Origin of the sequence: Galactobacillus timonensis, assembly GCF_900240265.1 — a bacterium.
In the GTDB taxonomy this organism is placed as follows: Bacteria; Bacillota_I; Bacilli_A; order Erysipelotrichales; family Erysipelotrichaceae; genus Bulleidia; species Bulleidia timonensis.
Genome location: NZ_LT964739.1, coordinates 910,747 through 936,397, shown reverse-complemented (window position 1 = coordinate 936,397; position 25,651 = coordinate 910,747). Strand labels below are relative to the sequence as shown.

At 48.6% G+C, this 25,651-nt stretch carries 18 protein-coding genes, 1 tRNA gene and 1 pseudogene; 13 read left to right on the top strand and 7 right to left on the bottom strand.

Translation table 11 applies throughout. The features are described from left to right. Positions 1-3: 3 nt before the first annotated feature. Together C1714_RS04390 and C1714_RS04385 are read left to right on the top strand one after the other, a co-directional pair. Positions 4-1,464: a GntP family permease gene (locus C1714_RS04390; protein WP_102342048.1), complete on the top strand. Its 1,461-nt coding sequence runs from the start codon at positions 4-6 to the stop codon at positions 1,462-1,464. Positions 1,465-1,551: 87 nt separating this feature from the next. Next, a complete protein-coding gene (locus tag C1714_RS04385) occupies positions 1,552-2,211 on the top strand; it encodes a GntR family transcriptional regulator (protein ID WP_167849926.1) in 660 nt (219 codons plus the stop codon). Between the two features lie 6 nt (positions 2,212-2,217). On the opposite strand, the gene C1714_RS04380 is transcribed toward C1714_RS04385, so the two are convergent. Both C1714_RS04380 and C1714_RS04375 read right to left on the bottom strand, forming a co-directional pair. After that, on the bottom strand, positions 2,218-2,757 hold the full coding sequence (locus tag C1714_RS04380; protein ID WP_102342046.1) for a hypothetical protein: 540 nt from the start codon (positions 2,755-2,757) through the stop codon (positions 2,218-2,220). Further along, positions 2,754-3,995, bottom strand: a complete 1,242-nt coding sequence (locus tag C1714_RS04375; RefSeq protein ID WP_102342045.1) for a glycerate kinase type-2 family protein — start codon at positions 3,993-3,995, stop codon at positions 2,754-2,756. Before C1714_RS04375 ends, C1714_RS04380 begins: the two co-directional genes overlap by 4 nt. Positions 3,996-4,411: 416 nt before the next feature. On the opposite strand from C1714_RS04375, the gene C1714_RS04370 reads away from it, so the two are divergent. Together C1714_RS04370 and C1714_RS04365 are read left to right on the top strand one after the other, a co-directional pair. Then, a complete protein-coding gene (locus C1714_RS04370) occupies positions 4,412-5,842 on the top strand; it encodes an ATP-binding protein (protein ID WP_102342044.1) in 1,431 nt (476 codons plus the stop codon). 721 nt (positions 5,843-6,563) lie between these two features. Next, positions 6,564-6,950 carry a hypothetical protein gene (locus tag C1714_RS04365; RefSeq protein WP_102342043.1) on the top strand — a complete coding sequence of 129 codons (387 nt, stop codon included), beginning with the start codon at positions 6,564-6,566 and terminating at the stop codon, positions 6,948-6,950. 117 nt (positions 6,951-7,067) lie between these two features. On the opposite strand, the pseudogene tnpA reads toward C1714_RS04365, so the two are convergent. Then, a pseudogene (gene tnpA / locus C1714_RS04360) lies at positions 7,068-7,482 on the bottom strand (IS200/IS605 family transposase). A 47-nt stretch (positions 7,483-7,529) separates the two neighbouring features. On the opposite strand from tnpA, the gene C1714_RS04355 reads away from it, so the two are divergent. Then, positions 7,530-7,946, top strand: coding sequence for a family 1 glycosylhydrolase (locus tag C1714_RS04355; RefSeq protein ID WP_102342042.1), 417 nt, complete (start codon positions 7,530-7,532; stop codon positions 7,944-7,946). Here the strand turns inward: C1714_RS04355 and C1714_RS04350 are convergent, their stop codons facing one another. Further along, positions 7,947-9,185, bottom strand: a complete 1,239-nt coding sequence (locus tag C1714_RS04350; RefSeq protein ID WP_245305037.1) for an MATE family efflux transporter — start codon at positions 9,183-9,185, stop codon at positions 7,947-7,949. A gap of 252 nt (positions 9,186-9,437) precedes the next feature. Between C1714_RS04350 and C1714_RS04345 the strand changes: the two genes are divergently transcribed. Next, positions 9,438-11,459 (top strand): alpha/beta hydrolase family protein, encoded by a 2,022-nt coding sequence (locus C1714_RS04345; RefSeq protein WP_102342040.1) that lies wholly within the window; start codon positions 9,438-9,440, stop codon positions 11,457-11,459. Between the two features lie 314 nt (positions 11,460-11,773). Here the strand turns inward: C1714_RS04345 and C1714_RS04340 are convergent, their stop codons facing one another. After that, positions 11,774-13,249: an ISL3 family transposase gene (locus C1714_RS04340; RefSeq protein WP_102341451.1), complete on the bottom strand. Its 1,476-nt coding sequence runs from the start codon at positions 13,247-13,249 to the stop codon at positions 11,774-11,776. Positions 13,250-13,657: 408 nt separating this feature from the next. On the opposite strand from C1714_RS04340, the gene C1714_RS04335 reads away from it, so the two are divergent. After that, positions 13,658-14,731, top strand: coding sequence for a hypothetical protein (locus C1714_RS04335; protein WP_210115251.1), 1,074 nt, complete (start codon positions 13,658-13,660; stop codon positions 14,729-14,731). A gap of 159 nt (positions 14,732-14,890) precedes the next feature. On the opposite strand, the gene C1714_RS04330 is transcribed toward C1714_RS04335, so the two are convergent. Further along, positions 14,891-14,966 (bottom strand) — tRNA-Val (locus C1714_RS04330). A 59-nt stretch (positions 14,967-15,025) separates the two neighbouring features. On the opposite strand from C1714_RS04330, the gene C1714_RS04325 reads away from it, so the two are divergent. Continuing rightward, positions 15,026-15,601 (top strand): NAD(P)H-dependent oxidoreductase, encoded by a 576-nt coding sequence (locus tag C1714_RS04325; RefSeq protein WP_102342039.1) that lies wholly within the window; start codon positions 15,026-15,028, stop codon positions 15,599-15,601. Here C1714_RS04325 and C1714_RS04320 read toward each other — a convergent pair. Then, positions 15,598-18,912 carry a DEAD/DEAH box helicase gene (locus C1714_RS04320; RefSeq protein ID WP_167849925.1) on the bottom strand — a complete coding sequence of 1,105 codons (3,315 nt, stop codon included), beginning with the start codon at positions 18,910-18,912 and terminating at the stop codon, positions 15,598-15,600. The genes C1714_RS04325 and C1714_RS04320 overlap by 4 nt on opposite strands. A gap of 593 nt (positions 18,913-19,505) precedes the next feature. On the opposite strand from C1714_RS04320, the gene C1714_RS04315 reads away from it, so the two are divergent. The 5 genes from C1714_RS04315 (at position 19,506) to C1714_RS04295 (ending at position 25,615) form a co-directional block, all read left to right on the top strand. Beyond that, a complete protein-coding gene (locus tag C1714_RS04315) occupies positions 19,506-20,510 on the top strand; it encodes an IS1595 family transposase (protein WP_102342037.1) in 1,005 nt (334 codons plus the stop codon). 501 nt (positions 20,511-21,011) lie between these two features. Next, positions 21,012-21,233: a preprotein translocase subunit SecG gene (gene secG / locus C1714_RS04310; protein ID WP_102342036.1), complete on the top strand. Its 222-nt coding sequence runs from the start codon at positions 21,012-21,014 to the stop codon at positions 21,231-21,233. Positions 21,234-21,323: 90 nt separating this feature from the next. Next, positions 21,324-23,729 (top strand): ribonuclease R, encoded by a 2,406-nt coding sequence (gene rnr, locus C1714_RS04305; RefSeq protein ID WP_102342035.1) that lies wholly within the window; start codon positions 21,324-21,326, stop codon positions 23,727-23,729. Continuing rightward, complete coding sequence (gene smpB / locus C1714_RS04300) at positions 23,674-24,138, top strand: SsrA-binding protein SmpB (RefSeq protein WP_102342034.1); 465 nt, start codon at positions 23,674-23,676, stop codon at positions 24,136-24,138. Before rnr ends, smpB begins: the two co-directional genes overlap by 56 nt. Before the next feature lie 217 nt (positions 24,139-24,355). Continuing rightward, on the top strand, positions 24,356-25,615 hold the full coding sequence (locus tag C1714_RS04295) for an RNA-guided endonuclease InsQ/TnpB family protein (protein ID WP_102342033.1): 1,260 nt from the start codon (positions 24,356-24,358) through the stop codon (positions 25,613-25,615). The last annotated feature ends 36 nt before the right edge of the window (positions 25,616-25,651 follow it).

Genomic DNA, 25,651 nt, shown 5'->3' with positions numbered 1-25,651 from the left:
AATATGAATCCAGTATTAGCGATGATTATCGGCATCATCGTAATGATGTTCCTGATCATCAAGACAAGACTTCACCCGTTCCCGGCAATGATCATTTCGGCAATTCTGATTGCCATCCTCTCCGGAAACGCACTCTTAGTCGGAACTGGCAATGAAGGTAAGGGCCTTCTTGCCGTCGCCGTATCCACCGTTACAGCAGGCTTTGGCGGAACAATGACCAGCATCGGCATCGTCATCGGCCTTGGCTGCATCATGGGCATCTTCCTTGAAAAGAGCGGCGCCGCCAAGCGCATGGCCCTGAGCATCCTCAAGGTTGTCGGTGTCAAGCGCGCTGACGTTGTCCTTGGACTTACGGGATTTGTTGTTTCGATCCCGGTCTTCTGTGACAGCGGCTTCGTCATTCTGTCGTCTCTGGCTAAGGAATTCTCCCGCCTGACCAAGAAGTCGATGGTTCAGCTGGGCGGCATCCTGGGAATGGGCCTCTATATTACGCACTTTATGGTTCCTCCGACCCCGGGTCCTCTCGCTGTCGTATCGACATTCCAGAATGAGGGAATCAATATTGATCTTGGTATGTTCATTCTGTATGGTCTGGCGTTCTCGGTTCCGCTGTTTATCTTCTCCGTCTATCTGTTCCGTTATTACGGGAAGAAGTATGAAGGTAAGTTCGTGGTTCCGGAAGAGATTGATCCGAGCAAATATACACCTGCGCAGTATGCGGTTCTCCAGAAGATCTCGAAGAAACTGGACAGCGGCAAAGAGCTGGAAAACAGCGACTTTGAAGAGCTGCTCACGACGGAGAAGCTTCCGGGTGCAGGAATCTCGTTCCTGATTCTGCTGCTGCCGGTATTCCTCATTCTTGCCAATACGATTGTTTCGCAAACGGCTGTGAAAGCTACAATGTTTGGTCAGATCGTAACGTTCCTTGGTCATCCGATCATTGCATTGTTTATCTCTGTGTGCCTTGGCGCCTTCTGCCTGACCGAAGGAAAGACGGATAAGGAAATCCAGGCCATGATGGGCGATGCTCTCAAAGATGCTGGTCCGATCGTATTCATTACCGCTGCCGGTGGTGCGCTTGGTGCTGTTGTTAAGGCAACGGGTGCTGCCCAGATCATGGCACAGGGCATTGTCAATGCCGGCGTTCTACCGATTCTGGTTCCGCTGCTGATTGGAACAATTATGCGTTTCCCGCAGGGTTCCGGTACCACTGCAATGATTACGGGGTCCGCGATTATTGCGCCGATGCTGTCTACGCTGAGCATTAATCCGTATCTTGCCGGCATGGCACTGTGTCTGACAACGATGTGCCCGTCGTTCCTGAACGATTCCTATTTCCATGTCGTAACTAATTTCTCAGGACTGGACATTAACACATCGCTGAAGACATGGACAATCAGTACGATTCTGGTTCCGCTGTTTGGTTCCGTTCTTCTGATTATCCTGAGTCTGTTTATTCACTAGGCTCTCTTTCGGCTGCATGGATGCTTTTCTCAGGGGGCGTCCATGCAGTTTTCATTTCCTTTGTTGTATCATAGCGATGGTAAATTTATGAAGCAGATCACAACGATCAGCCAGCAGGCTTATGAAATCATTAAGGAAGACATTTTCTCGGGCCGCTATGGTCCCGGAAGCTGGCTTCAGGAAAAAACAATAGCGGCCGAACTAGGCATCAGCCGATCCCCTGTACGGGAGGCGCTGCGCATGCTGGTAGCAGACGGGATCGCTACCGTCATCCCAAATAAAGGTATCTTTGTAAGAACCTATACGCCGAAGGACATTGAAAACATCTTCGAGGTCCGCGAAGCAATCGAGAATTATGCGATGATGCATACCAGTCCCGAAGTCATTCAGCAGCACAAAGAGGAGCTGGAAGATGAAATCAGCCGGTTCCATCAGCTGCACACATCGGATGATCTTGAAGCATATATCCGTCTTGATGCGCAGTTTCATCATCAGATTGTGGCCATGAATTCCAATGATCTGATGACTTCTCTTTATGAGAAGGCGGAGAATCAGAACCATCAGTTCCGTATCATTTCCCTCACAAGCAAAAACAGGTTTGATGAATCGGAACAGGAGCACTCCCAGATTCTTGAATACCTTCTGAACGGCCGAAAAAAAGAAGCCTGCAACGTGAATTCCAGGCATCTTTCTCTGGCCAGAGACCAGGTCATTGATTATCTCCGTACGCATCCGATCGAACAATAGTTCGCTTCATAGATTCATAAACTGATACCGGCTCTTCTGCTTTTCAATTTCATGATTGATAAACAGAATTGAACTGGCTGCTGCCCAGGCACATCCAATCAAAATGGAAACCACCAGGTGCCGGCGCGCCAGCCAGACGACAAGGCCCATGATGGCTCCGAACCCGATTCCTTCCAGGATCTGCAGGAGCAGGGCACCATGATCAGCCTTTACCAGATGGCCATGAAACTGGGCGGTCCACCCGTTTTTCCATGCAAGTATACTGATCAGATCTCTGCAGATGCAGAGATCTGTTTCGTTTATGATCGTTGCCGGCAGCCGTTCCACTTCCCATTCGTCTCTGCACACCAGCTGATGATTCTCTTTTTGAAATATATAACATGCCATGAGCCGGCTTTTTCGATAGACGGCATAGACGGGCTGACGATTGGCAAGTGCAGCTGCACATAATTCTCCACTCGTGCCAAGATCCTTCCTGAGATCATCGGCGAGGCGCGTACCCCGGCTGACACGGAAGATACGATAATTCCCGACGGTGCCGATCATTTCGCTTTCCTCTTAATCAGAAGTACGGTCAGATCATTGACATTCGTCCCGGTAGGACCGGTGACGACAAGCGCACCGGCACGCTTGAGGGCATGGTAGCTGTCGTTGTCGGCGAGGACGGAAGATATAGAAATCCCCTGGGATTTCAGGTTATCGCAGGTGTGTTCATCGACGATGCCGCCGGCCGCATCGGTCGGTCCGTCGGTTCCGTCGCTGCCAATGGAAAAGATACAGGTGTCGTGACAGTCGCCGATTCCTGCGGCTGCCGATAATACAAGTTCCTGGTTGCGCCCGCCAAGGCCAGAGCCATGGAGGTAGACGATCGTTTCGCCGCCCAGGATCCAAGCCATTGAAGTTTCAATATTCTGATGGTCGCGGGCGATGGAGGCGAGGAAGCTGCCGGCTTCTTTCGCTTCACAATTCAGAGATGAAGTCAGAAACACGGGCTGATAGCCGAGCCGGAGACATTCGTTTTCGGCGCTTCTGCACAGCTGGCGAACGCTGCCTGTGATCCGGGTTTCGACGTGATCGAGCTGCTTGGGAGTTTCAACACTCAACAGGCTGCGTGCGCGGTCCGACAGCTTCAATGCATACTTGTCCGCTATCGCCAGTGCTTCCTGGCAGGTGTGGGAATCGGGATAGGCAGGTCCTGAAGCAATGGAGTCCAGCGGGTCGCCAATGATATCAGACAGCACAATTGAAAATACTCTGGCGGGTCTGCACTTTTCAGCGAACTTTCCACCCTTCACATCGGACAGACGTTTGCGGATGATGTTGATCTCTGTGATATCGGCGCCGCAGGCAAGCAGCTGCTTCGTTATGTCCTGCAGCTCCTGTGGCGCAATCAGCGGATCTTCAAAGAGGGCGCTGCCGCCGCCGGAAACAAGTAATAGTACCAGGTCATCGGAACTCAGATTATGGACAAGTGCCTCTGCTTTCCGGGTTGCGGAAAAGCTGTTTTCATCCGGTACGGGATGTCCTGCTTCATAACATGTGACATGGGGTATTTTCCCCTGAACGTGTCCGTATTTTGTGATGCAGATGCCTTCGCTGATCTTATCGCCAAGTACATGTTCTGCGGCCGCTGACATGGACCAGGCGGCTTTACCGAAGGAAACGAGCACAATCTTTCCGGAAACTTCCGGCAGATCTGCCAGGGCGCGTTTCACCGCTTCGTCGGGCTTAGCATCATGCAGTGCAGTCTCAATGATCTGCATCGCCTCTTCCTGAATGATCATAATAAAAACTCCTGTTTTCCATATTTTAGACCGTTCCCGCAGGTAAAGCGGCGCAAATGTACATTCCCTGAAAAGATGTACACACATGAGTACAATCGGCGTGTTCTGATCCCCTAACCTATGCTTAAACAGCTCTAAAATTCAAGTATCATGATGTTAATCGCAAGCGGAGCGTCATCCTGGAAAAACAAATCAATCTGCAGCCAGATCCGGCACAGGCGGTGGTTCCATGCAAGGAATACGGAAACAGGCACGGGGTACTGACCATATTTTCCAAAATTATGAATGGAATCGTCCTGATATCGGCTATGAAAATATAGGAAGCTGATAGATTGAAAGTGGAAAATATCAAATCAATTATTTCCAATTGAATCTCACAAGAATATTCACAGTATCATCAAAGATAATGGAGGCATATGAAGATAGAAGAGCTCATTGGTGAAGCAACAGAATACGATAAGAAGAAGGCAGTGGAAATCAAGCGGCCAAAAAGCTGGTGCAAAAGTATCAGTGCATTTGCCAATACTGCCGGTGGAATTTTGATTTTCGGCATTTCCGATACAGGTGACATTATCGGCCTGGAACATGCCGAAAAAGATGCGGAAAATATCAGTGAGATCATCAAAAACCGGATTATTCCTACTCCTGATTTTCTGCTTCGCTTTTACAAAACTTCTGATAACAGGAAACTGATTATTCTGGAAGTCCACAAGGGTGAAGAAACTCCCTATTACTACTCAGCGGATGGTACGACAGAAGCTTATATGCGCGTAGGAAACGAAAGCATACCTGCCTCTGCAACAGATTTAAAACGATTGGTGCTTCGGGGGAGAAACAGTAGTTATGACTCGCTGGTTTCCTCTTATAATGCGGCGGATTATTCTTTTTCCAAGGTTCGGGAGCGGTATAAGACATGGACAGGGAAAAGTCTTCCGGAAGAATCGCTCATCTCATGGGGAATGCAGGACGAGAACGGAAAGCTAACAAATGCCGGCGCACTGCTTGCGGATGAATCTCCGATCAGATATTCAAGAGTGTTCTGCACCAGGTGGAACGGGCTCACCAAGAGCGGTGGTGTTGTTGATGCCCTAGATCATCAGGAATACAGTGGCAGTTTAATCTCCCTGCTGAATAATGCTGAAACGTTCATCAAGGTGAATTCAAAAACAATTTGGAAGAAAACGGATAATTCACGATTAGAATTCCCGGAATATGTACACAGAAGTTATTTTGAGGCACTGGTAAATGCATTTGTCCACAGGGATTATCTGGACTATGGCAGCGAAGTGCATGTGGACATGTTTGATGATCGTCTCGAAATCTATTCACCGGGAGGAATGTTTGACGGGACCAGGGTTCAGGACAGGAACATTCGCCGAATCCCATCGAGAAGAAGGAATCCGGTGCTTGCAGACATTTTTGATCGTCTCGGGTATATGGAACGCTCTGGCAGCGGCTTTGGAAAAATCCTTGATGGATACGAGACATCTAACAACTTTGTCAACAGTAAAGAACCAGAGTTCTATTCTGATAGCACAATGTTTCTGGTAACCTTACCAAATCTGAATTACCCGAACGATGAGCAGGCAAACAAACCGCTAGAAAAACCGCTAGAACCGCTAGAAAAACCGCTGGATTCCATCGGGACTCTCACCAGGCGTGAACGAGAAGCTCTGCAGATGATGGAAATTGGCAGAGAATACAGTGCTTCTGAAATTGCAAATGCACTAGGGCTGAAGGAAACAAGGACCCGTGAAATACTAAGAACGCTGATATCAAATAAACTGGTCAGAATTACCGCAGAAACTAAAAAACGCAGGTATGTCAGAGTATCAAACCAAAAATAAAAAGACCGGCGAATTCTAAGAGAAGGCCGGCGGATTCCCATTCAATTAACCCGGCGCCAGAAATAAGCCCTGTCCATAATGGAACATGTCGCTCAATACAGTGCGAGAGAGATGGGGGAATTTCTCGTATTGAATCCCTCCAAAACAAGAAAGCTGATAAATGAACTTTTCAACAAGGGGAAATGCGTCCACATGAAGCATTTGGAATAAACCGCATAGCGATCATTTTGATGGCCTGCTCTTTTAGAATCTGTCGGAATAGCGTTAAATAACGGTAGCCCAAAAGCGGCTGTCCCATGTTCTTGCCGGCTGATATGGAAGAGGCGTCAGCTAGTGCTAATCAGCCCATAATTAACCAGACAATGCGTCTCATTCGTATGATGCTCTCTAATCAACATTGCTTTTCATCGTTTATTTCTACGAATTACTCTACGAATTTCGCAAGAGTAAAGAAAAACCGCACTGTTATGCGGCATTCCAAACTATAAATGGTGAGCGCTAACAGTCTTAACCACTTTGCTTTACCACGCACCAAGATGTAAAACAGCGCATTTCATGGCATATTCCGCTCTTAGAAGAAAAAAGAATATGCATCTCAGTGCATCTGAATTCAAGTGATAGGAGATGATTGGCCCCCGAATGGCCCCCGCAATCTCATATTCTGTGAATCAACTGAACCGATAGCAAATATCGGTTCTTTTTTATGGAAGGAGATATTCCTATGAAGGAAACAACAACCATTCAGGATCTGCAGGAAAGGCAGATCTGGTGTACATATATTCTCCAGCAGTTGCAGGGGAAGGTAAAAAAGGTTCCGCTGAAAGATGGACGCATGGTAAGCGTCAGGGATGACGCCACCTATTCGACGTTCTCTGAAGCAAAGGAACTGGAAGAACATGGACTTGCTGATGGGATTGGTTTCAGGATCGGCAATGGAATTGCTGGAATTGATCTGGACCATGTTGTGTCAGATGGCAAGCTTTCAGATCTGGCAAATGAGATCGTCAGCACAATGCAGACATATGCAGAGTATTCTCCCTCAAAAACAGGGATTCATCTGCTGTTTATGCTTGAACAGCCCATAAGCTACGATACTTCAAGGTACTAAGTCATGACCACCAGCTCTGCTGGTGGTTTGCGCATATCCCTCCGGGATTCATTTCTTCCATCGCCTAAAGGCGAGGTCTAGTCGACCATTTTTTATAGGCTACTTCCTAAAGGAAGCTTATCCCTCAATTCGATCTGAATTTTCCTGTTCCGTTATATACTTCTTTATTGTCTCTTCGTTCACGTTTCCAACGGTTTCGCAATAGTATCCTCTTGCCCAGAAATGTCGTCCATATTTGTCACGCTTTTCCGGATGCCGATCGAAGATCATCAGTGAACTCTTTCCTTTAATTCGTGACATCGCCGTCGATATACTGATCTTGGGCGGAACTGATATATACATGTGAACATGATCGCTGCATACTGCCCCTTTGATCAACTTGATTCCTTCTATTTCACATACTCTGCGTAAGATTTCGACAACATCCCTCCTCAGCTCTCCGTACATTTTCTTTCTTGCGCCGATACTTCGGAATAAATACTACGTGATAAGTACAGTTATATTTGGTATGTGCTAGACTTTCATTGTCCATTGGACTACCTTGCCTTTCTATGATTGTGGTTGACTAGACCCACTTTCATGATAAAGCAAGGTTTTTCTTTTGGTGCTCCTGTCAAAGCTACTGCTTATTCCGTTCGCCCCACTTCAAGTGGGGGATTAATGGTTGAATCATTTATCGTAGAAAACGGATTGTCGAAATCTGGTAAGGTATCAGAAGATGGAAAGATTCATGATCCGTATCGAGTAGATTATTTGCGGGACCATTTCAGAGAAATTCTGAAAGCGGTAAATACAGATCGTGTTCCTCTGATAGGTTATACCATGTGGGCTCCGATTGATCTCATCTCTCTGAGCAGCAGAGAAGCAGAAAAGCGCTATGGCTTTGTCTTTGTAGATCTGGACAATTCAGGAAACGGAACTTATCAACGAAAAAAGAAAGACTCCTTCTTCTGGATGAAAAAAGTAATTGCTTCAAACGGCAATGACCTGGAATAGCTATTTCTTCTCAAAGGCAAGTTCCTGTTTCATTTCCATCTCTGCATGATGCAGTGCATTCTTCCAGATGAAGAACAGGTAGATGGATGCAGAGATCCAGGCAGACTGATCGGTGAAGCAGATTGCTGTATAACCGTACAGCGGAACAAAGATTGAAGAAACTGCACAGCGTGCAATCATCTCTATGATTCCGCCGATCATGGCCTGTCTGCTCCAGCCTAGACCCTGAACACTCATGCGCTTCGTGATCAGGAAACCAAGCACCCAGTAGAACTTTCCGAGCGAACTCAGATATCTGCCTCCAGCATCAAGGACTTCCGCATTCTCTGCAGATACAAACAGCATGCATAGATCTCTGCCGAAGAAGACCAGAATCAGACCGGCAAGGATTCCATAAGTGACCCCGATTGTGATTGCGGCATGTTCACCCTGCCGGATGCGGTCTGGCTTGCAGGCTCCGCGATTTTGCGAGATGAAGGTGGAAATAGCAACGCCAAGCGCATCAAACGGGCAGAGCGTGAACTGCTTGATCTTGACGCCGGCAGCGAAGCCGGAAACATAAATGGTTCCAAGACCGTTGTTCGCCGTCTGCATCACCATGGATCCGATGGCAGTAATCGAAAACTGCAAGCCCATGGGCAGTCCCTGGTTCAGCAGTCCTCTGGTCATCTCTTGATAAAATGCTTTTTCTTCTTTCGAAGGAACCAGGATCCTGAACTTCTTTCTGATCAGAAGAAGGCAGAGGATTCCGCTGACTCCCCGGGAGAAGATTGTGGCGATCGCTCTCAGGATTGCAGAAAGATAATTGTAGAGAAGTGTGCAGGGAATTCCGAGGAAGATGATGAAGAGATAGGTTTCTGCATCTTCAGCAATCTCTGCAGGTGTCTGCAGAAGATGAACAATCTCCGTATTCAGAAGACAGGTAGTCAGAGTCAGGATCAGAGCAATGACAGCAGCCAGAATTGCGCCAAGAAATACATACTGGCGCATTTTCTTTTCATTGCCAGCTCCGAAGGACGATGCGACCGGTATCGCAAAGCCGGCAGTACAGCCCTGGCAGAAGCCGAGAGCCATGAACTGAACCGAAGAGGAAGACCCTACTGCTGCCAAAGCATCGGCCCCTAATGTCTGACCGACAATAGCAGAATCTGCCGGGTTGTAAGTCTGCTGGAATAGGTTTCCTAATAACAGCGGAAGCGTGAATGCCAATAGCTGCTTCCAGATGTTTCCTTCTGTCATTGCTTTCTTCAGGAGATTCCCCTTTCAGACGATAACGTCTACTCTATTCATTTCCTGGTTTCTTGTTAAATATCGATTTCATCATGCGATGATACCTTCCGGCCTGATGATTTCTGAGGGTCTCTTAAAAGAGAAAACGTTGTGAAGAAAAAAACTAGTCCATCCCCTATTCCATGTATACGGGATTAGACTATAATGAGTTCAGAGATTCATGCCTGCAGGTTTCTAATAATTTCTAGAAGGGGAAAATTCATGAAAACCAAACAGCACCTGAAGAAGCTTTTCTGCATCGGAATTGTTTTAACGCTGGTCGGTAGTATTTTTGCAAGTCTGTTCAACTCCGGAATGGGCTCCGTAAAGGTGAGCCGGATCCGCTTTGATGGCGGACATGGAGAACTGAGCGGACTTCTGTACATGCCGAAGGATGTATCTGAAGACAATCCGGCACCTACGATCATTGTCACGCATGGCTATCTGAATTCCTGTGAAATGCAGGATGCCAATGCAATTGAACTGTCCAGAAGAGGCTTTGTTGTCCTGGCGCTGGACCAGTATGATCATGGTCATTCAAATCTGTCAGAAGAGAATTACAGCGATGCCTCGTTCTTCGGAGTATGGCTGCCTTTCTGGCTGAATTCCATGAATGACGCAGTGCAGTATATGTATGAGCAGCCGTATGTGCTGAAAGATTCCGATGGAAATGGAATCATCGGCATTGAAGGTCATTCCATGGGCGGTTTCTCTACGACGATGGCGCTTGCAATGGATGAAAGTCAGTATGCAGAGACAGGAATTCGAAAAGTTTTTGCGGGTCTTACAGAAGGCTCTGACTTCAGCTACAGTTCGATTCTGAATATTGATGCGGCGACTGCAGACGCACTGGGCGGCGGCAGATATATGGGAAAGGTTGCTGCGCAGTATGATGAGTTCTTCTTCAATGCAGGGGAAGAGGAAGGAACGGTCAGAAAGAAAGACTTCGTTTCAACTTCTGATGGTGAGACATTCCTGGAGCTTACAAAGCCAGGAACTCCGGGAACCTGGTATGAAACGGCAGATGGCGGGAATCGGATAGTTTATGAACCTGCACAGACGCATCCATGGAACCACTTTTCCAAGACAACAACAGCAGATGCGATCAGCTTCTTCATGACTGCATTTGCAGACTACAGCAGCCAGCTGAAGGATATTTCAGCTGACAGTCAGATCTGGCAGTGGAAAGAAGCATGTGAGTGCATCGCACTGATCGGGTTTGTGATTCTGCTGATCGCTTTCGGAGAACTGTTTACGGAGGTTCCGGTATTCTCAGCAGCTGCTACTGGCGAACTTGCAGTGTCGCCTGCTGAGAAAGGAAGTTCCAGAGCGGCGTCAGTCATCGTTCTGATCATTGCATCACTGCTTCCGTCCATCTTCTTCTATGGCCTTGTGAACGGGCAGCCTGGTACTGGAAGTGTGCTGGTGCTCTTCTGGCTGGCCATTGCGTCGGCTGCTGCTGGAGTGATTGCATTATTCCGGAATAAGGAAAAGAATACTCGAATCGGCGCAGGATGCGCAGTTCTATTCAGCTGCCTGCTTGCAGTCGTATGCAGAACTACGATGTACAGCAATAATCAGTTCTGGACAGCGGTCGGTCTGAATTCCATTGTCTACTGGACTGTGGCAAGCGGACTGATCTGTGCAGTGGTTCTGAGTCTGGTATATACGTTCATGCTGGCAAAGCAGGGTTATACTTGGAAAGACTATGGTATCGTATGGAAACCGAAGACCATTCTTGCTGGATTGTGTGCTGGATTGCTGGCGGTGGTTGCAGGCTATGCAGTACTGTTCCTGGTAGATGCAGTCTTCAAGACAGACTTCCGAATCTGGACATTTGCGTTCAAGACATTTGATGCATCGTATCTGCCGGCAATGATCCGGTATATTCCAAGCTTCCTGCTGTACTACCTGATGTCTACCATCAGCATTACCGTGAATACGAATAAAGAGAATCTTCAAGGATGGAAAGGCTATGTGACCGCTGTGCTGATGAATGCTGGCGGACCTGCATTATGGGTGGTCATTCAATATGGGACGCTATTTGCGACCGGAACTGCTTTTTATCCGGATGCTGCATTATCCGGAATCATGATTATCGCTATGGTTCCTACACTGGCAGTTGCTGCTGTGATCTCAAGAGCACTCTATAAGAAGACAGGCAATGTCTGGACTGCGGCATTCCTGAACGGAATTCTGATTACAGTGATGTCGGTAGCTAATACATTTGTGGTATTCCGCTGAGAAAACAGAATCAGTGCTTCCGTATAACAATTCATGCAGAACTGATTAATTGAGACAATTAGGCTCTCCAAAAAGGTTGGGGGAGAAGCCCAAAACCTTGGGGGAGACTTTGGGGGAGAAAGCGTGTTGAGTTTGGGGGAGACTTTGGGGGAGAGGCCCTGAAATGACTCTGAAATGAAAAAGGTCCGGAAGCTGCCGGGTTCACAGTGATGTGACCTTTGGCTTCCGGATTTTCTTGTGGGGCAGTATGACAGAAGAGATGATCCTCTGTCATCGATCTGGCAGGAGTGCTGCGTCAACGACTTTCCTCCGTATTATTTATCTAATGAGGTATCCTGCTTGCCGCTTTGTTTACTGTATGGGCCGCGCTTCTTTCCGGTAGAAGTATGAACGTCTTCGCGGCTGCGAGGTATCGCAAGCATTGGTTTCTGCTCACGTGTTGCCCAAAGGATTCTGTTGCGGGTGTATTCGAAATTACTGACGCCTCTGGATTGTCTTTTGAGATCCTTTGGCAGGACGTTAAATCCCTCCATGGGGCCGTTGGACAGTCGTGTCATCATCTCGTTAGAGTTCTTTCTGTCAGCTCCGGAGATGTAGGTAAAAGAGTTGACGATGTTGTCATGATACGTCTTCAGAGTGACAGCAATCTCCCTGAACATGGAGAGATCACTGTTCTGATAAGTATCAATGATCTTATTCAGATCTTCCGAAGCTCCTTCGGGATCGTTGACGTGTCTCTTATTGAATTGGACATACAATTCTTTGAGGTCACGAATCTTCGAAAAGTTCTTGTCCAGTCCCAAGAAATTCTTCTCATAAACGTAGGGATCAAAGTAATATTCATTTCCGCGTTTTGAAGTACGCCAGCCAGCCGTGAAGTCGATGTCATCATGATTTTTCAGAAGGAAGTAGTCATAACGTCTCAGATAAGTGACCTCGCGTGATTCACGCATCGTCTTATGGCTTGCGTTATTTCTGTAATTCTTTTCTTTCAGTTCCTTTCTGTCGAGCTCCTGATATTTCTTCATGACCATGCGAATATACTGCCTGATCCGGTTGATGATCAGCTGAATCACATGAAAACTATCAACGATCGCAATGGCATTGTAGAAGTATCTCTGCACGTAATTGATATATGGCTTGTACATATCGCAGATCAGATACTTGACGCCTGCACGCTCTTCCCTCGGGATATTGAGGAAGTATTCCTGTGAAGTGCTCTCATAGCTGTTTGGCAGCATATCAATCACCTGACCGCTCTTGAAATCCATGATTACCAGGCTGTACAGATCTCTACGGTCATATACCATGTGAACCTCATCCACACAGATCGCCTCCGTGAATTTCAGGCGGGGCATATTCACGTACTGCATAAATGTTGTCATAACATAGGTATCTGATACATTGAAGCGTACAGCAACCTGCCTGGCCGTGACATGCAGGTCTTTCATCTCATTTACGATCATGATCGGGACCAGCGAGGTGTTCTGCTTGTAGTCCTCCAGAAAATTGAATCGGTCGTGCGTATAGAAATTACAGTTTCGGCAGTGCCACTTGCGTTCTTTGACGTGCAGAATCAGCTTATAGCCGTCCTGCATGACAGGGTGGTTTACCTTTCGCACACGAATACCTTTAGATTCCATCCGGCATCCGCATTCAGGGCAGAACATCACCTGATCTTTCTTCTGCAGAGTGACCTCAATAGTGTCGCTGCTTATCTGAACATCGGTGACGTCTGCAGAATCATCACCAAGTCTCAAAATCCTTGTTATACTTTCTTTGTTAATCATCGCTCCTTCGTCGTTGACTCAGCAATCACCATGATAGGAGCGAAAAAGAGTGGCTGGCAAGGTATATCCCCGCTGGTCACTCTTTCCTTTTATTCTTGAAATATGTCAATAAAATTCAAATGAATCCCGGTCCCCCAAAGTTGAATTCAGGAGGTCCCCCAAAGTGGTCCCCCAAACTTCACTCCCCCAAGGATTTTGGAGACCCGACAATTAACGTCGGGCTGGCAATCTGTCAGCCCTTTTGTCTGCATGCATTTCTGCTGATAGCTTTGAGGGACTGAATCAATGGAAATAAACCCACTGGTCACGGATATGCATGCATGATATATTGAAATCACGCATTCTGAGTAATCTCTGCTGCAATTACTGAAATTTCCTGATATAGGAATCATCAATGACTGACCGGACTTGAAGAATCTGAATAGCACAATCACCAACACAGTGGATGCTGAAGTTGAACACAAATTTACCGATTTCAATGTTCAACAGAGCAATCGGGAGGCAGAGCGAAAGCAAGAGCTCAATAAAAGCGATACTGCGGAACAGGATGCCGTAATCAATGAAAAGTTTGACGCGATGCAGAAGCAGGCAGAAGAAAGCTTCAGTCAAGACCTGGTTAGCGTCATCAACACAATCGTTTCCACTGCTCAAACAGATGCAGTCAGACATGTGGAAACGGCTATTCAGCAGCGAAAAAACGATTCTGTAGAGGATGAAGTTCGCGGCCCTCTTCGTGGATTTGCGAGGACCATTCCATCATTTCTTATGGCATATGGGAGTGATGCCAAGATTACGCTTGAGAACTTCGATGCAATTGTCCCTGATAACGTGTTCATTGAAGTTACGAGCATTAGTCTGGAGCAATTCCGATTCCTTCGCGATGGTGGTGATTACCAAGCAAATGATGGCACGACGAAACACTATCCCGGGCATCTGTTCGATGGAGTTGTATTCAACGATTCAGTGACCGAATTCATGAATCTGAAGAATAAGCTTTCCAACTATTTTGATGAAACGAACCAGAAAGATATTTTCGATTATATTCCGCCCCAGAAGACCAACCAGATCTTCACTCCCCGCAAGGTTGTCAAGGAAATGGTTGACCTGCTCGAGAAAGAGAATCCTGGCTGTTTTGATCGCGATGATGTTACCTTTGCAGATCTCTATATGAAGTCGGGAATGTATATCACAGAAATTGTTAAACGTCTGTATAACAGCCCAAGGCTTCAGGAACTCTATCCCGACCCTGTAAAGAGACTGAATCATATCTTTGCAAAGCAGGTTTATGGACTTACACCAACTGAAATTATCTATCGGATCTGCCTTTCCTACATTCTTGGATTCAGCAACAATATAACGATTGAAAAGAATATTATTCGCAAGTGTGATGCTTTGAAATATTCAAAAAATGGAACTTTCGAGCAAGAATTGATAAAGCTTTTCCCAGGTTTGAAAAGCGGTATTCAAGAGAAGGAAAAATAGCTTGAGCTAATCAGCCCGTAATTAACCAGACAATGCGTTTCATTCGTATGATGCTCTTTAATCAGCATTGCTTTCCATCGTTAATTTCTACGAATTACTATACGAATTTCGCAAGAGTAAAGAAAAACCGCACTGTTATGCGGCATTCCAGACTATAAATGGTGAGCGCTAAGGGACTCGAACCCATGACCCCTTCCACGTCAAGGAAGTGCTCTCCCAACTGAGCTAAGCACTCATAGCTTGTTAATAATACCATGGTGACAGTAAAATGGAAAGAGCGAAATTAGGCCACCTATGAAGATCCTGGTACTGAAAACGGAAGATCGAAAAGACGATGGGCCGGATCATATTATCCAGCCCATGGCCGACGCATCTGGTGCAGAGCTTCAGTTTATTTCTGTTCCTTCTGCTCTGCACCCATGCACCGGCTGCGGCAAATGCGCGCGTACGCATTCCTGCACATTTGATGACGCGCTTGGGGATATAGTCAACGCCGTCTCTGACAGTGACGGCATACTGTTTCTGACATCACTGCTTTATGGCTGCCCAGACATCACATTCATCAATCTCATCAAACGTCTCTGTACATCCCGTCCCGACGTTCTTCGTCATAAGCCGGTATCTGTCATCGGCATCACGCGCAGTCAGGCATCCGGCATGGATCTCTCGGAAATCGATAACCTTCTGAACTGTGCCTCGATGATCCGCATCTTTGGCCCCTATGGCATGGTTATTACCACGGTGATGAACGAGGAAGATGCGATTCGTCTGCGTACTGCCGCTGTCAATTTAATGTGGGCCGCCGCCTCCTTAACAAATGAGCGCCCCGGGCTTGAACCCATGCCCAGAGCACCCTATCGCATCCGTTAAAGAAGACCCAGCAGATCCTGGCGCGTCAGTTTGGCGCTCGAGAATCCGTCGCCCGACAAAATCCGGTCCGCAAGATCGGATTTTTCTGTCTGCAGCTGCAGAATCCGCTCCTCAACCGTATCCTTCATGATCAGTTTCTCAATCGTCACAACGTTCTTCTGACCGATGCGATGCACACGGTCCGATGCCTGGTTTTCTACCGAAACATTCCACCACGGATCATAGTGAATCACAATGTCCGCCGCCGTTAGATTCAATCCCGTACCGCCGGCCTTGAGCGAAATGCAGAACACCGGAACATCCTTGTTTTTGAGGTCCTGGAACTGCGACACAAGCTGCGCCCGCTCCTCTTTCGGCGTCTTTCCTTCCAAGAGATAGTAATTGATGCCGTTCTCCTTCAGCTTCCGCATCAAGAGGTCGAGCATGCTTGTAAACTGTGAAAACAGCAGAACCTTATGTCCCCCTTCAATCGCTTCCTGCACCATGTCGATGGCAAGGTCCTTTTTCGCACTATTGCCATCATAATGATCAAACACCAGGCTCGGATCACAGCAGATCTGCCGCAGCTTCGTCAACTGCGCCAGAACCGCAATCTTATTTTCCCTGAACTCCTCATCACTCTGACGCTCCAGTATCAGCTTCAGCTGCGCAACTGTCGCATCATAGAGCTGCTTCTGCGTTTCTTCCAGTGCCGCATACTTGACTTCCTCAATCTTCGGCGGAAGATCCTTCAGCACATTGCTCTTCAGACGCCGCAGCACAAAGGGCTCAATCATCTGCTTCAGACGAAGCTCCGCACCCTCATCCCCGTCGCGCACCACCGGGTTTTCATATTCATCACGGAACCGCGTGTAGTTATAAAGATACCCCGGCAGAAGATAGTCAAAAATACTCCAAAGCTCCGAAAGCCTGTTCTCAATCGGCGTACCCGTCAGAGCGATGCGGAACCCTGCATGAATACTCTTTACCGCCTGAGCGGCCTGCGTATCCGGATTCTTGATGTACTGCGCCTCATCGATCACTTCAAAGGCAAAGTCCATCGCATCATACACTTCCATGTCCCGCTTCATACTGTCATAGGACGTGATCAGAATATCGTTCGGCCCCGCTTCTTTAATCTTTTCATGGCGCATTTCCATCGTCCCCGTAATCAGGCGACATTCCAGCTGCGGCGCAAAGCGGCGCACCTCGGAGCCCCAGTTGTACACCACCGATGCCGGACACACAATCAGCGTCCGACCATCCCTGCTGCGGGCCGCAAGGAAGGCAATCGTCTCCAGCGTCTTGCCAAGACCCATCTCATCTGCCAAAAGCCCGCCGAAGCCATTGTCCCTCAACGCACATAACCACCGGTAGCCTTCGATCTGATACGGGCGAAGCTGCGCATGAATATCGGGCAGTGGATAGTTTTTCTCACTCGTATCCTTCATGTCCCGGACCAGGGAGCCGAAGCTTTCATCAAAGTCAAACTTCTGAGCCTCCGGATCTTCTTCCTGCTCACGTGACAGGTGGTAGGCACGGTACTTCGGCAGCTGCACCGTCCCCTTCTTCAGCTGTGCCGCACTCAGACCGAGCTGCGCCCGCAGCTGTTCCAGATCCCCCAGATCCTTGTCAGGCTCAATGAAGGCACCGTTTCTGAGACGGTAGAACTTCTTTTTTGGATCATAGTGATTCAGAATATCTGCCAGCTGGTCCAGCGACACATTTTCCGGCACCAGATCCAGCTGCAGAAGGTCGTGTTTCACACTGACACCGACCTTGAACCGCGGCCGGTTCGTCACCAGATTCATCCGCTTCAGCGCATCGCTCACATACACTTCCGCCACATCCTGCAGAGCAGGAATCCCCGTCTTGAGAAGGTTGTACATCGACGCCTCCTCATCCGCCCGCAGCTCCTGGGGCGTATAGATGTTGAACCACGGCTTCAGCCTGTTCAGGAAAATCTGTTCCGCCGTCCGGTTGCGTCTTTCAAGATCACGATCATCCCCGCCGCAGATGCTGTAACTGCTCTCATCCGGATATACCGCATCGCAGCGCCCAATGATCATATTCCTGTCCGGCGCATCGAGATAGATGCGGAACACCGGCCTCGCCTTGTTTGCATTTTCCGGCACATACGTATCGCCCTGCAGATCAAAGCAGCCCGCCTCCATCAGCGGCGTCAGAAAGATCGACAGCGTCCCGAGATCCTTTGTCGAAACGTAATTCATTTTCCCCTCAAGAGTATCGATGAACTTCAGCGCCTTCCCATACTCTTTATTCGAGCGGGGAACGCGATACAGAACAGTGCCCTCATCTCCCTGAGAGACCACCATGTACCACCACGAAGCACCCTGCACATTATCCACAGAGCCGTTGCAGATATACCAGCCGCCATTGGTCTTCGTAAAGATCAGTGGAAGTTTATATACGTCCTTTACAACCTGCACCGCAACGGCTGCACGAACCGAATTGCCCCTCATCGCCCGCAGCTGCTTTCCTTCTTCCAGATCAAAGAAACGGTCCAGTATTTCTCCCTGCAACGTAACGGCCCTGCCATCGAGCGGATTGAACGGCATCGACGCATTCCTGTCCTCGTAATAGGTACCGTCCACGAGCCGCAGCAGATCCATCAGCTGCCGCGACTCCTCATCGAATACATCCAGTGATCCCGTAAAGGCAAGGTTCTTTCCAAAGCTCAGAAAGTCATGGTTCTCACAGCCCCTGACCAGCTCCCCGACATTGCGCACCTGGTACATGTGCTTGCCGCGATAGCCGATCTGAAACAGGAACTGCATGCCGCTGTGCCAGCTTTCCGCAATCAGCGGCTCCAAATGCACCGGCGACTCCGGCGAAACGGATACAGGCTCCGCCTCCGTCAAGACGCTTTCAATTCCCCGATCCGTCTCAGGCTCCGGGAGAAAGCTCCAGTCCCCTTTCTTTTCGTATTGGTCCAGAAGCCAGGCAGCCGTAATGACCTGATGATCGCAGCACCTTCCGCTGACGCCCTGATAACAGGTGCAGCCGCCCTTCAGGATCTTCCTCGTATCCGGATCAAAGTCGATATAGCAGTCCGACGTATAGCCGCTCGAATAGTACATACTGTCTTCGACGGATGCCGTCACATGAATCATATGTTCCCCGGGAAGCTCAACGCCCCCGATTACACGGATCTTCTGCGGATGGTTCTGCGCAAATTTCCATACCTTGGGGCCGACAGCCTTTTCACCGGATTCCTTCGTCAGTTCTTCCATCTTCCCCGTTCCGCGGAAACTGCCGAAATCCAGCGTATCATCGTCATGTTCATATCCGGAATAGTATGATCTGCGCATCGTTCCCCCTCCCCGTCCAGAAATCCTTCCCATCATTTTATACGAAAGAAAAACGCAATGAGACCGCCAGCGAAGGAATGTATATGGAACAAAGAGGTTCCAGCGGCCGCAATATCATTCAATGTTTCCTTTATTTACGCACAATTTTGTCATTTTTCCACCAGGAGTTCACATTAAGTTCACATTTCCTTCCTAGGATATTAGTGTCTTCCAAAAGAAGACAACAATTAATTTCTTTCCCCCTCCAATCAAAGAAATTGATAGTTTACATTAGAAAAGAACTCCTTCCCCGGGAGTTCTCTTTCGTATTATGTACCTACAAACCAAATCCGATTTACCGAACATCACAAAGAAAACGGCCGTACAAAAGCATTTCAAGCACTTTTCTCCATTCTCGTACTGGCAAAGTATCTATATACCTATATCTGCGATTCCAATTTTTCTGCAAACGTCCGGATGGTGCCTTTACAAAGCCTTTTTCTTAACTTTTGGCTTAATTAGCGACTTGGTGATTTTCTTGAGCACTGTACCAGAATAAGTACAGTGCTTATGGGGTATCGGCTTAGACTACTCTTAGAGAGAGGCAGAAAACCATGTCAGATACCGAAGATCTTCAGAAAATAACCAGCATGTACTCAAGTCTGTACCAGTATCAGAAGGATAAGCTCCTGTCTGATCTGGAAAACTGTGCCATCCTGAATAAAACTTCTCAGAGTTACTGCATCAAGGTATGCCCTAAGTGCGGTTCTGAGACTCCGAACTGGACCAGAGGAGGCAGAGCCAATTCCGGAAAGCAGATGCTTCTATGTCATTCCTGCAATCACAGAACTGTAGTCGACTATGGACAGCTTACCTACTATTCCCAGCAGGATCGTTCCAAATGGGATCAGCTGATCAAGGATACTCTTCAGCAGGTTCCGGTTCATACGACTGCTCAGAATCTTGGCATCAGTACCTATACTGTCTGGAGAATGCGGATGAAGTTCCTGCACGCTCTGGAATCCATTGCCAGCGAAACAGTGGTTTCAAACGAGATAGAGATGGACGAGAAGTACATTCTGAACAGCCATAAAGGCGAGAAACGAGAAGATGTTAAGCCGCGCCACAGAGGAGAGAAAGCCTCAAAGCGTGGCCTTTCCGATGAACAGGTATGCCTCGTCACTGCTGTCCAGAGAGAAGGAGATGCAGTACTGAGAGCTACCAACATGGCTACTCCGAAGGAAGAAGACATTGCCAAGATCGGCCCAAACTTTGCAGAGCATAGCTTTGTATGGATTGATGGCAAGACTGCCTATCAGAAAGTACTTGCTTGGAAGAACTGCGAATTCCGAGTTCTCGGTGATCACAAGTCCTATACTTCCATCGACCACCTGAACAATGTTAACTCCTTCCATTCCAAGATTGATGAATGGAACCGTGGGTACAGAGGAGTGGCAACGAAGTACATCAACAGATATGCTGCACTATTGGTAATGGTAAGGAAGTATGCAGGAATGCATGCCGATGAGGTACTGCTGAAGGTCAAAACAGTGCTCAATGACGTTTCTGACTTCTTCAGGATCTGCGATATGAAGACTACTGACCTATTTGCCTATTAGGCTAGATCACCAACCTGCAAATTAAGCCTANGAATGCATGCCGATGAGGTACTGCTGAAGGTCAAAACAGTGCTCAATGACGTTTCTGACTTCTTCAGGATCTGCGATATGAAGACTACTGACCTATTTGCCTATTAGGCTAGATCACCAACCTGCAAATTAAGCCTAACTTTTCCCATCTCCTTACTGGCAAAGTCAGAGAGTACCTATATACCTATATCCGTAATGCAATTATGAAGCAGAACCTCTGAATTTGCCTTCACTACGGTATATTCTGCGATTTTCCTTTCTGCAAAGTGGCAAAGCCTGAAAGTCTCTATGTACCTATTTCGGCAGTTACGATTTTCCTTACCCTGTCCCGATTGTGCCTTTATAAAGCTGTTTTCTACGCTTTTTACGCCTTCGTACCGGCAAAGTGACAGCCTTGAAATCGCGCGTTTACTTGAAAATGACCCTCTGCTATAATGTGACAGCATACGTGGAAAGGAGTGTATCAATCCTATGCTGAACGGAATGTTAATGGTTGTCAGCGCGCTGATGATCATCATCACACTGCTGCAGAGCGGAAAATCTGACGGTATCTCCGGAGCCTTCACAGGCAACGGCGGTCTGAATCTGTTTGCCAACGTCAAAGAGCGCGGCCCCGAAAAAGTCATCTCGTACCTGACGATGATTCTGGGCATCCTCTTCTTTGTTCTGGTTATTCTGATTCGTCTGCGTTAAGATCCTGAAGCACTGGCCGGGTGATGATTCACCCGGCTGTTTTTTTTGCGATAATAAAAGAAAACGAAGAAGAGAAAGGGAGATGAAACCATGGAAGACTCAATTCTGAAGCTGCTCAGCAGTGTGCGCCCTTATACATATACAAAGGAAATGATCGCTGAAGCCCTCGGCCTCAAGCGCAGCAGCGAACTCATCGAGCTTGCCGACACCCTTGATACCATGGAGGAAAACGATCAGATCGTCCGCAGGAAGGGCGGTACCTACGCCACCATCGAACAGGCCGGCTATGTTCAGGGCATCATCCACATCAACCGCCGCGGCACCGGCTTCATCGACCGCGACAACGACCTCTCCATCATGGTGCCGGCAGATGAGCTCACCGCGGCCATGAACGGCGACACCGTTCTGGTCAACCATGTCCATTACGATGATTACGGCGAAAAACTTCAGGGCAGCCTTGTCAAGGTCGTCAAGCATGCCACGACGACCGTTGTCGGAACCTTCCGCATGGATTACCGTCATCTTCACTTCGTCCCAGACGATGAACAGCTCCAGGACAAATCCATCGATCTGCGCCTGCCGAAGGGCTTTCTGCCCCAGGAAGGTCTCAAGATCATCTGCACCATCGAAAAGTACGGCCAGCCGCTGGTTCTCGCATATGAAGCAACCATCGGAAATATCAAGGAGCCGGGTGTCGATATCCTTTCCGTTCTTCTGGAAAGCGGAATCGATCCCGTCTTCCCCGACGATGTAAAGGAACAGGTCAAAACTATCCCCATGGAAGTACAGCCTGGAGAACTTGAGGGGCGCGTCAATCTCACCGAAGATCCTACCGTCACCATTGACGGAGACGATTCGAAGGACTTCGACGACGCTGTCAGTGTCGCAAAGGACGGCGACGGATGGCGTCTGCGCGTCTCGATTGCCGATGTTTCGCACTATGTAACCCAGGATTCTCCACTCGACAAGGAAGCCTACAAGCGCGGCTGCAGCACCTATGTCACCGACCGCGTCGTACCGATGCTGCCGGAAGAATTGAGCAACGGCATCTGTTCCCTGAATCCGCATGTAGTCCGCCTCACCAACACCTGCGAAATGCACGTTGCCAAAGACGGCACCGTCACCTCAAAGATGGTGTATGCCTCCTATATCCGTTCCTTTGCCCGCATGACGTATCACAACGTCAACCTGATTCTGGACGGTGACGCAGAGAAGCAGAAGGAATACAGCTTCCTGGGCTCACTGTTCTTTGATCTTCGCGACTGCGCCGATGCAATCCGCAGTGAGCGCACCCGCAAAGGCGCCATCGACTTCGATACACCGGAAGCCGAAATCATCGTCGACGAAAACGGCCACCCGACCGATATCCGCATGCGCCAGCGCGGCCACGCGGAACGCATGATCGAAGACTGCATGATCGCAGCCAACGTAGCGATTGCCGAACTGATGAACGCAAAGGACATCCCCTGCGTCTACCGTATCCATGAAACACCGAAGCCGCGCAAGCTCAAGGACTTCCAGCGCATCGGCTACGTACTCAATCATCCCTTCACCTATAAGGGCGACATTACGCCGAAAGCCATTCAGAGCTATCTCGGCAGTCTGGAAGATACACCCGAGTACCCGATTCTCTCCATGGCCATGCTCCGGTGCATGCAGAAGGCAAGATACGATAGGAGCTGCCTTGGACACTTCGGCCTGGCGGAGCAGTACTATCTCCATTTCACGTCACCGATCCGCCGCTATCCGGATTTAATCGTCCACCGCATGCTGCGGAAGTATATGTATGAAAATGCGGAAGGCGACAGGTTCGCCGACAACAAGCGCATGGACGATGACGCAGAACAGTCGAGCATCCGTGAACGCGCCTCTGCCGACGCCGAATTTGCCTGCGAAGACATGAAGAAGGCCGAGTATATGCAGGATCATGTCGGCGAGGTTGTCGAAGGCATCATCAGTTCCGTCACCTCGTTCGGCTTCTTCGTCCAGCTGCCCAACACCATCGAAGGCCTCGTCAGTATCTACAGCCTGCCCGGTGACTTCGACTATGATGCGGACCGTCTCGCCCTGGTATCCTGGTATCCCAAGGCCGAATACCATGTCGGCATGAAGGTAACCGTCACCGTCGCGGAAGCCGATAAAGAGAAAGGTCAGATAACGTTCGAACTCGTTCAGCCTTCCAGTGCAAACAAAGACAGAAAACCGGCCGCCAAACGTCAAGGTGAGCATCAGACACACACTGACAAGCGGCAGGCAAAGAAACCATCCATCGACCGTCGGTCATCCCGTGACCGTCGTCGCTCGGCTGCGCCGAAGTCTGAGAAGACAAGGGACGGTTATCCTTCCCGTGACAGGAAGCCGTATAATCGTTCTGCAGCATCACGGAAACACGCAACAGGAAAGAAAGGATCCTTCCACGGATCTGTAAAGGCATCAGGATATGGAACAAAAGGAAAAGGTGAAAATCGTCGCAGAAAACCGAAAGGCAAGGCATGAATACTTCCTTGAAGAACGGATCGAAACCGGCATCGTACTGACCGGTACCGAAATTAAATCGATCCGCGACGGCAAGGTGCAGTTCAAGGATGCCTACATCTCAATCCGCAACGGCGAAGCGTGGATCAAGGGGATGCACATTTCGCCTTACCGCTATGGCAACGTGTTCAACGTCGATGAGACGCGTGACCGCAAGCTTCTTCTGCATAAGTCAGAGATCCGCAAGCTCTATGACAAGGTACGCCTCAAGGGATATACTCTGATTCCGGTCCGCATGTATCTGAAGAATGGGCTGGCAAAGATGGAGATCGCCCTTGCCAAGGGCAAAGACCTCTACGACAAGCGTCAGACCAGTAAGGACCGCGACGCCAAGCGTGCCGTCGAAAAGGCAATGAAGCACGCCCGCTGACCGTTTGCGCAAAGGCTTCCGGAGAATCGCTCCGGAGGCTTTTTTCATTTTTTCCGTCATTATTTTCATCTGTCTGTGGATTTTCGAATTTGAAGCCGGTAAACGAAAGCCGCCAAACCGCGATCTTATAAAAAACGGCCGGGAAAACCCATGAGCTTTAGCCATGGAATGAAAGGCCGCTGTTACCGTATAATTTAAGTGGAAAGGAGGTGAAGTCATGTATCTGACGCAGACAAACTACATTCGGCATCTGCCGAAGGACCAGTACGAAGCGGTCCTTGAGATGTGCTCGTATGCCAACAATCTGTACAACGTTGGACTGTATCAGATCCGTCAGTATTTCTTTGCGACGAACAAGTATCTGCGGTATAAAGAGAACTACCATCTTTGCAAAGATAATGAAAATTACAAGCTGCTGCAGGCCGGCATTTCTCAGCAGATCCTGCGGACGTGCGATCATGCCTTCCGGTCGTTCTTTGCGCTGCTGAGCAAAAAGAAGTCCGGCAGCTACGACAAGAAAGTGCGCATTCCACACTACCGCACGAAAGGCGGAAAGTATCTGCTGGTGCTGTCAACGAACGCGATCAACATCAAAAACAGCAATTTGATCGTTCCGATGAGTCGTACGTTCTCAAAGCAGCATCCGGATCTGGATTCCATACGTATTCCGGTACCTGAAAGAATTTCAGGCAGGCACATCGCTGAAGTACGCATCGTGCCCGTTCTGAACGGCAAGGCACTGAAGATTCAGTACTGCTACGAACAGGAAGAAGAGCCGCAGAATCTGAATGCGGACAATGTATTAGCCATTGATGTCGGGCTCGATAATCTTGCGTCGTGTGTAACAACCACGGGGACGTCCTTCATCGTTGACGGACGTAAGCTCAAATCAATCAACCAGTGGTACAACAGGCAGATTGCACACTACGCATCGATCAAAGACCATCAGAACATCAAAGGCTTTACAGCCCGTATGAGCCGCATCACAGACAAGCGTAACCGGCAGGTGACAGACTACATGCACAAGGCTGCACGCCATATCGTTGATTACTGCATTGCCAATGATATCGGCACGCTCATTGTCGGACACAACGTTGACCAGAAACAGTCGGTCAACATGGGTAAAGCGAATAATCAGAAGTTTACTCAGATCCCGTTTAATCAGCTTCGCACGTACTTAAAAACGCTGTGCGAGCGATACGGCATTGCATACATCGAAACGGAAGAATCTTACACGTCAAAGGCATCGTTCTTAGACGGTGACGCGATTCCGGTGTACGACACAAAACATCCGTATGCCGGTACATTCTCAGGCAAACGCATCAAACGGGGATTGTACAGTACCAAAGAAAACACGCTCGTTAACGCAGACATCAACGGAGCGTGCAACATCGCAAGGAAAGGTAAACAGAACCTCAGCTTTGAGGGACTGTGTAGAGGGCTGTTGGCAAGCCCTTTGAGAATAAGGATTGCGTAAGCAATCAGACTTCTCAAGAATCCCACGTGCTTTAGC

Excerpts from the sequence above, each read along its gene's own strand:
- C1714_RS04390 (WP_102342048.1), top strand. The coding sequence starts at position 4 with ATGAATCCAGTATTAGCGATGATTATCGGCATCATCGTAATGATGTTC.
- C1714_RS04385 (WP_167849926.1), top strand. The coding sequence starts at position 1,552 with ATGAAGCAGATCACAACGATCAGCCAGCAGGCTTATGAAATCATTAAG.
- C1714_RS04380 (WP_102342046.1), bottom strand. The coding sequence starts at position 2,757 with ATGATCGGCACCGTCGGGAATTATCGTATCTTCCGTGTCAGCCGGGGT.
- C1714_RS04375 (WP_102342045.1), bottom strand. The coding sequence starts at position 3,995 with ATGATCATTCAGGAAGAGGCGATGCAGATCATTGAGACTGCACTGCAT.
- C1714_RS04370 (WP_102342044.1), top strand. The coding sequence starts at position 4,412 with ATGAAGATAGAAGAGCTCATTGGTGAAGCAACAGAATACGATAAGAAG.
- C1714_RS04365 (WP_102342043.1), top strand. The coding sequence starts at position 6,564 with ATGAAGGAAACAACAACCATTCAGGATCTGCAGGAAAGGCAGATCTGG.
- C1714_RS04355 (WP_102342042.1), top strand. The coding sequence starts at position 7,530 with ATGATAAAGCAAGGTTTTTCTTTTGGTGCTCCTGTCAAAGCTACTGCT.
- C1714_RS04350 (WP_245305037.1), bottom strand. The coding sequence starts at position 9,185 with ATGACAGAAGGAAACATCTGGAAGCAGCTATTGGCATTCACGCTTCCG.
- C1714_RS04345 (WP_102342040.1), top strand. The coding sequence starts at position 9,438 with ATGAAAACCAAACAGCACCTGAAGAAGCTTTTCTGCATCGGAATTGTT.
- C1714_RS04340 (WP_102341451.1), bottom strand. The coding sequence starts at position 13,249 with ATGATTAACAAAGAAAGTATAACAAGGATTTTGAGACTTGGTGATGAT.
- C1714_RS04325 (WP_102342039.1), top strand. The coding sequence starts at position 15,026 with ATGAAGATCCTGGTACTGAAAACGGAAGATCGAAAAGACGATGGGCCG.
- C1714_RS04320 (WP_167849925.1), bottom strand. The coding sequence starts at position 18,912 with ATGCGCAGATCATACTATTCCGGATATGAACATGACGATGATACGCTG.
- C1714_RS04315 (WP_102342037.1), top strand. The coding sequence starts at position 19,506 with ATGTCAGATACCGAAGATCTTCAGAAAATAACCAGCATGTACTCAAGT.
- secG (WP_102342036.1), top strand. The coding sequence starts at position 21,012 with ATGCTGAACGGAATGTTAATGGTTGTCAGCGCGCTGATGATCATCATC.
- rnr (WP_102342035.1), top strand. The coding sequence starts at position 21,324 with ATGGAAGACTCAATTCTGAAGCTGCTCAGCAGTGTGCGCCCTTATACA.
- smpB (WP_102342034.1), top strand. The coding sequence starts at position 23,674 with ATGGAACAAAAGGAAAAGGTGAAAATCGTCGCAGAAAACCGAAAGGCA.
- C1714_RS04295 (WP_102342033.1), top strand. The coding sequence starts at position 24,356 with ATGTATCTGACGCAGACAAACTACATTCGGCATCTGCCGAAGGACCAG.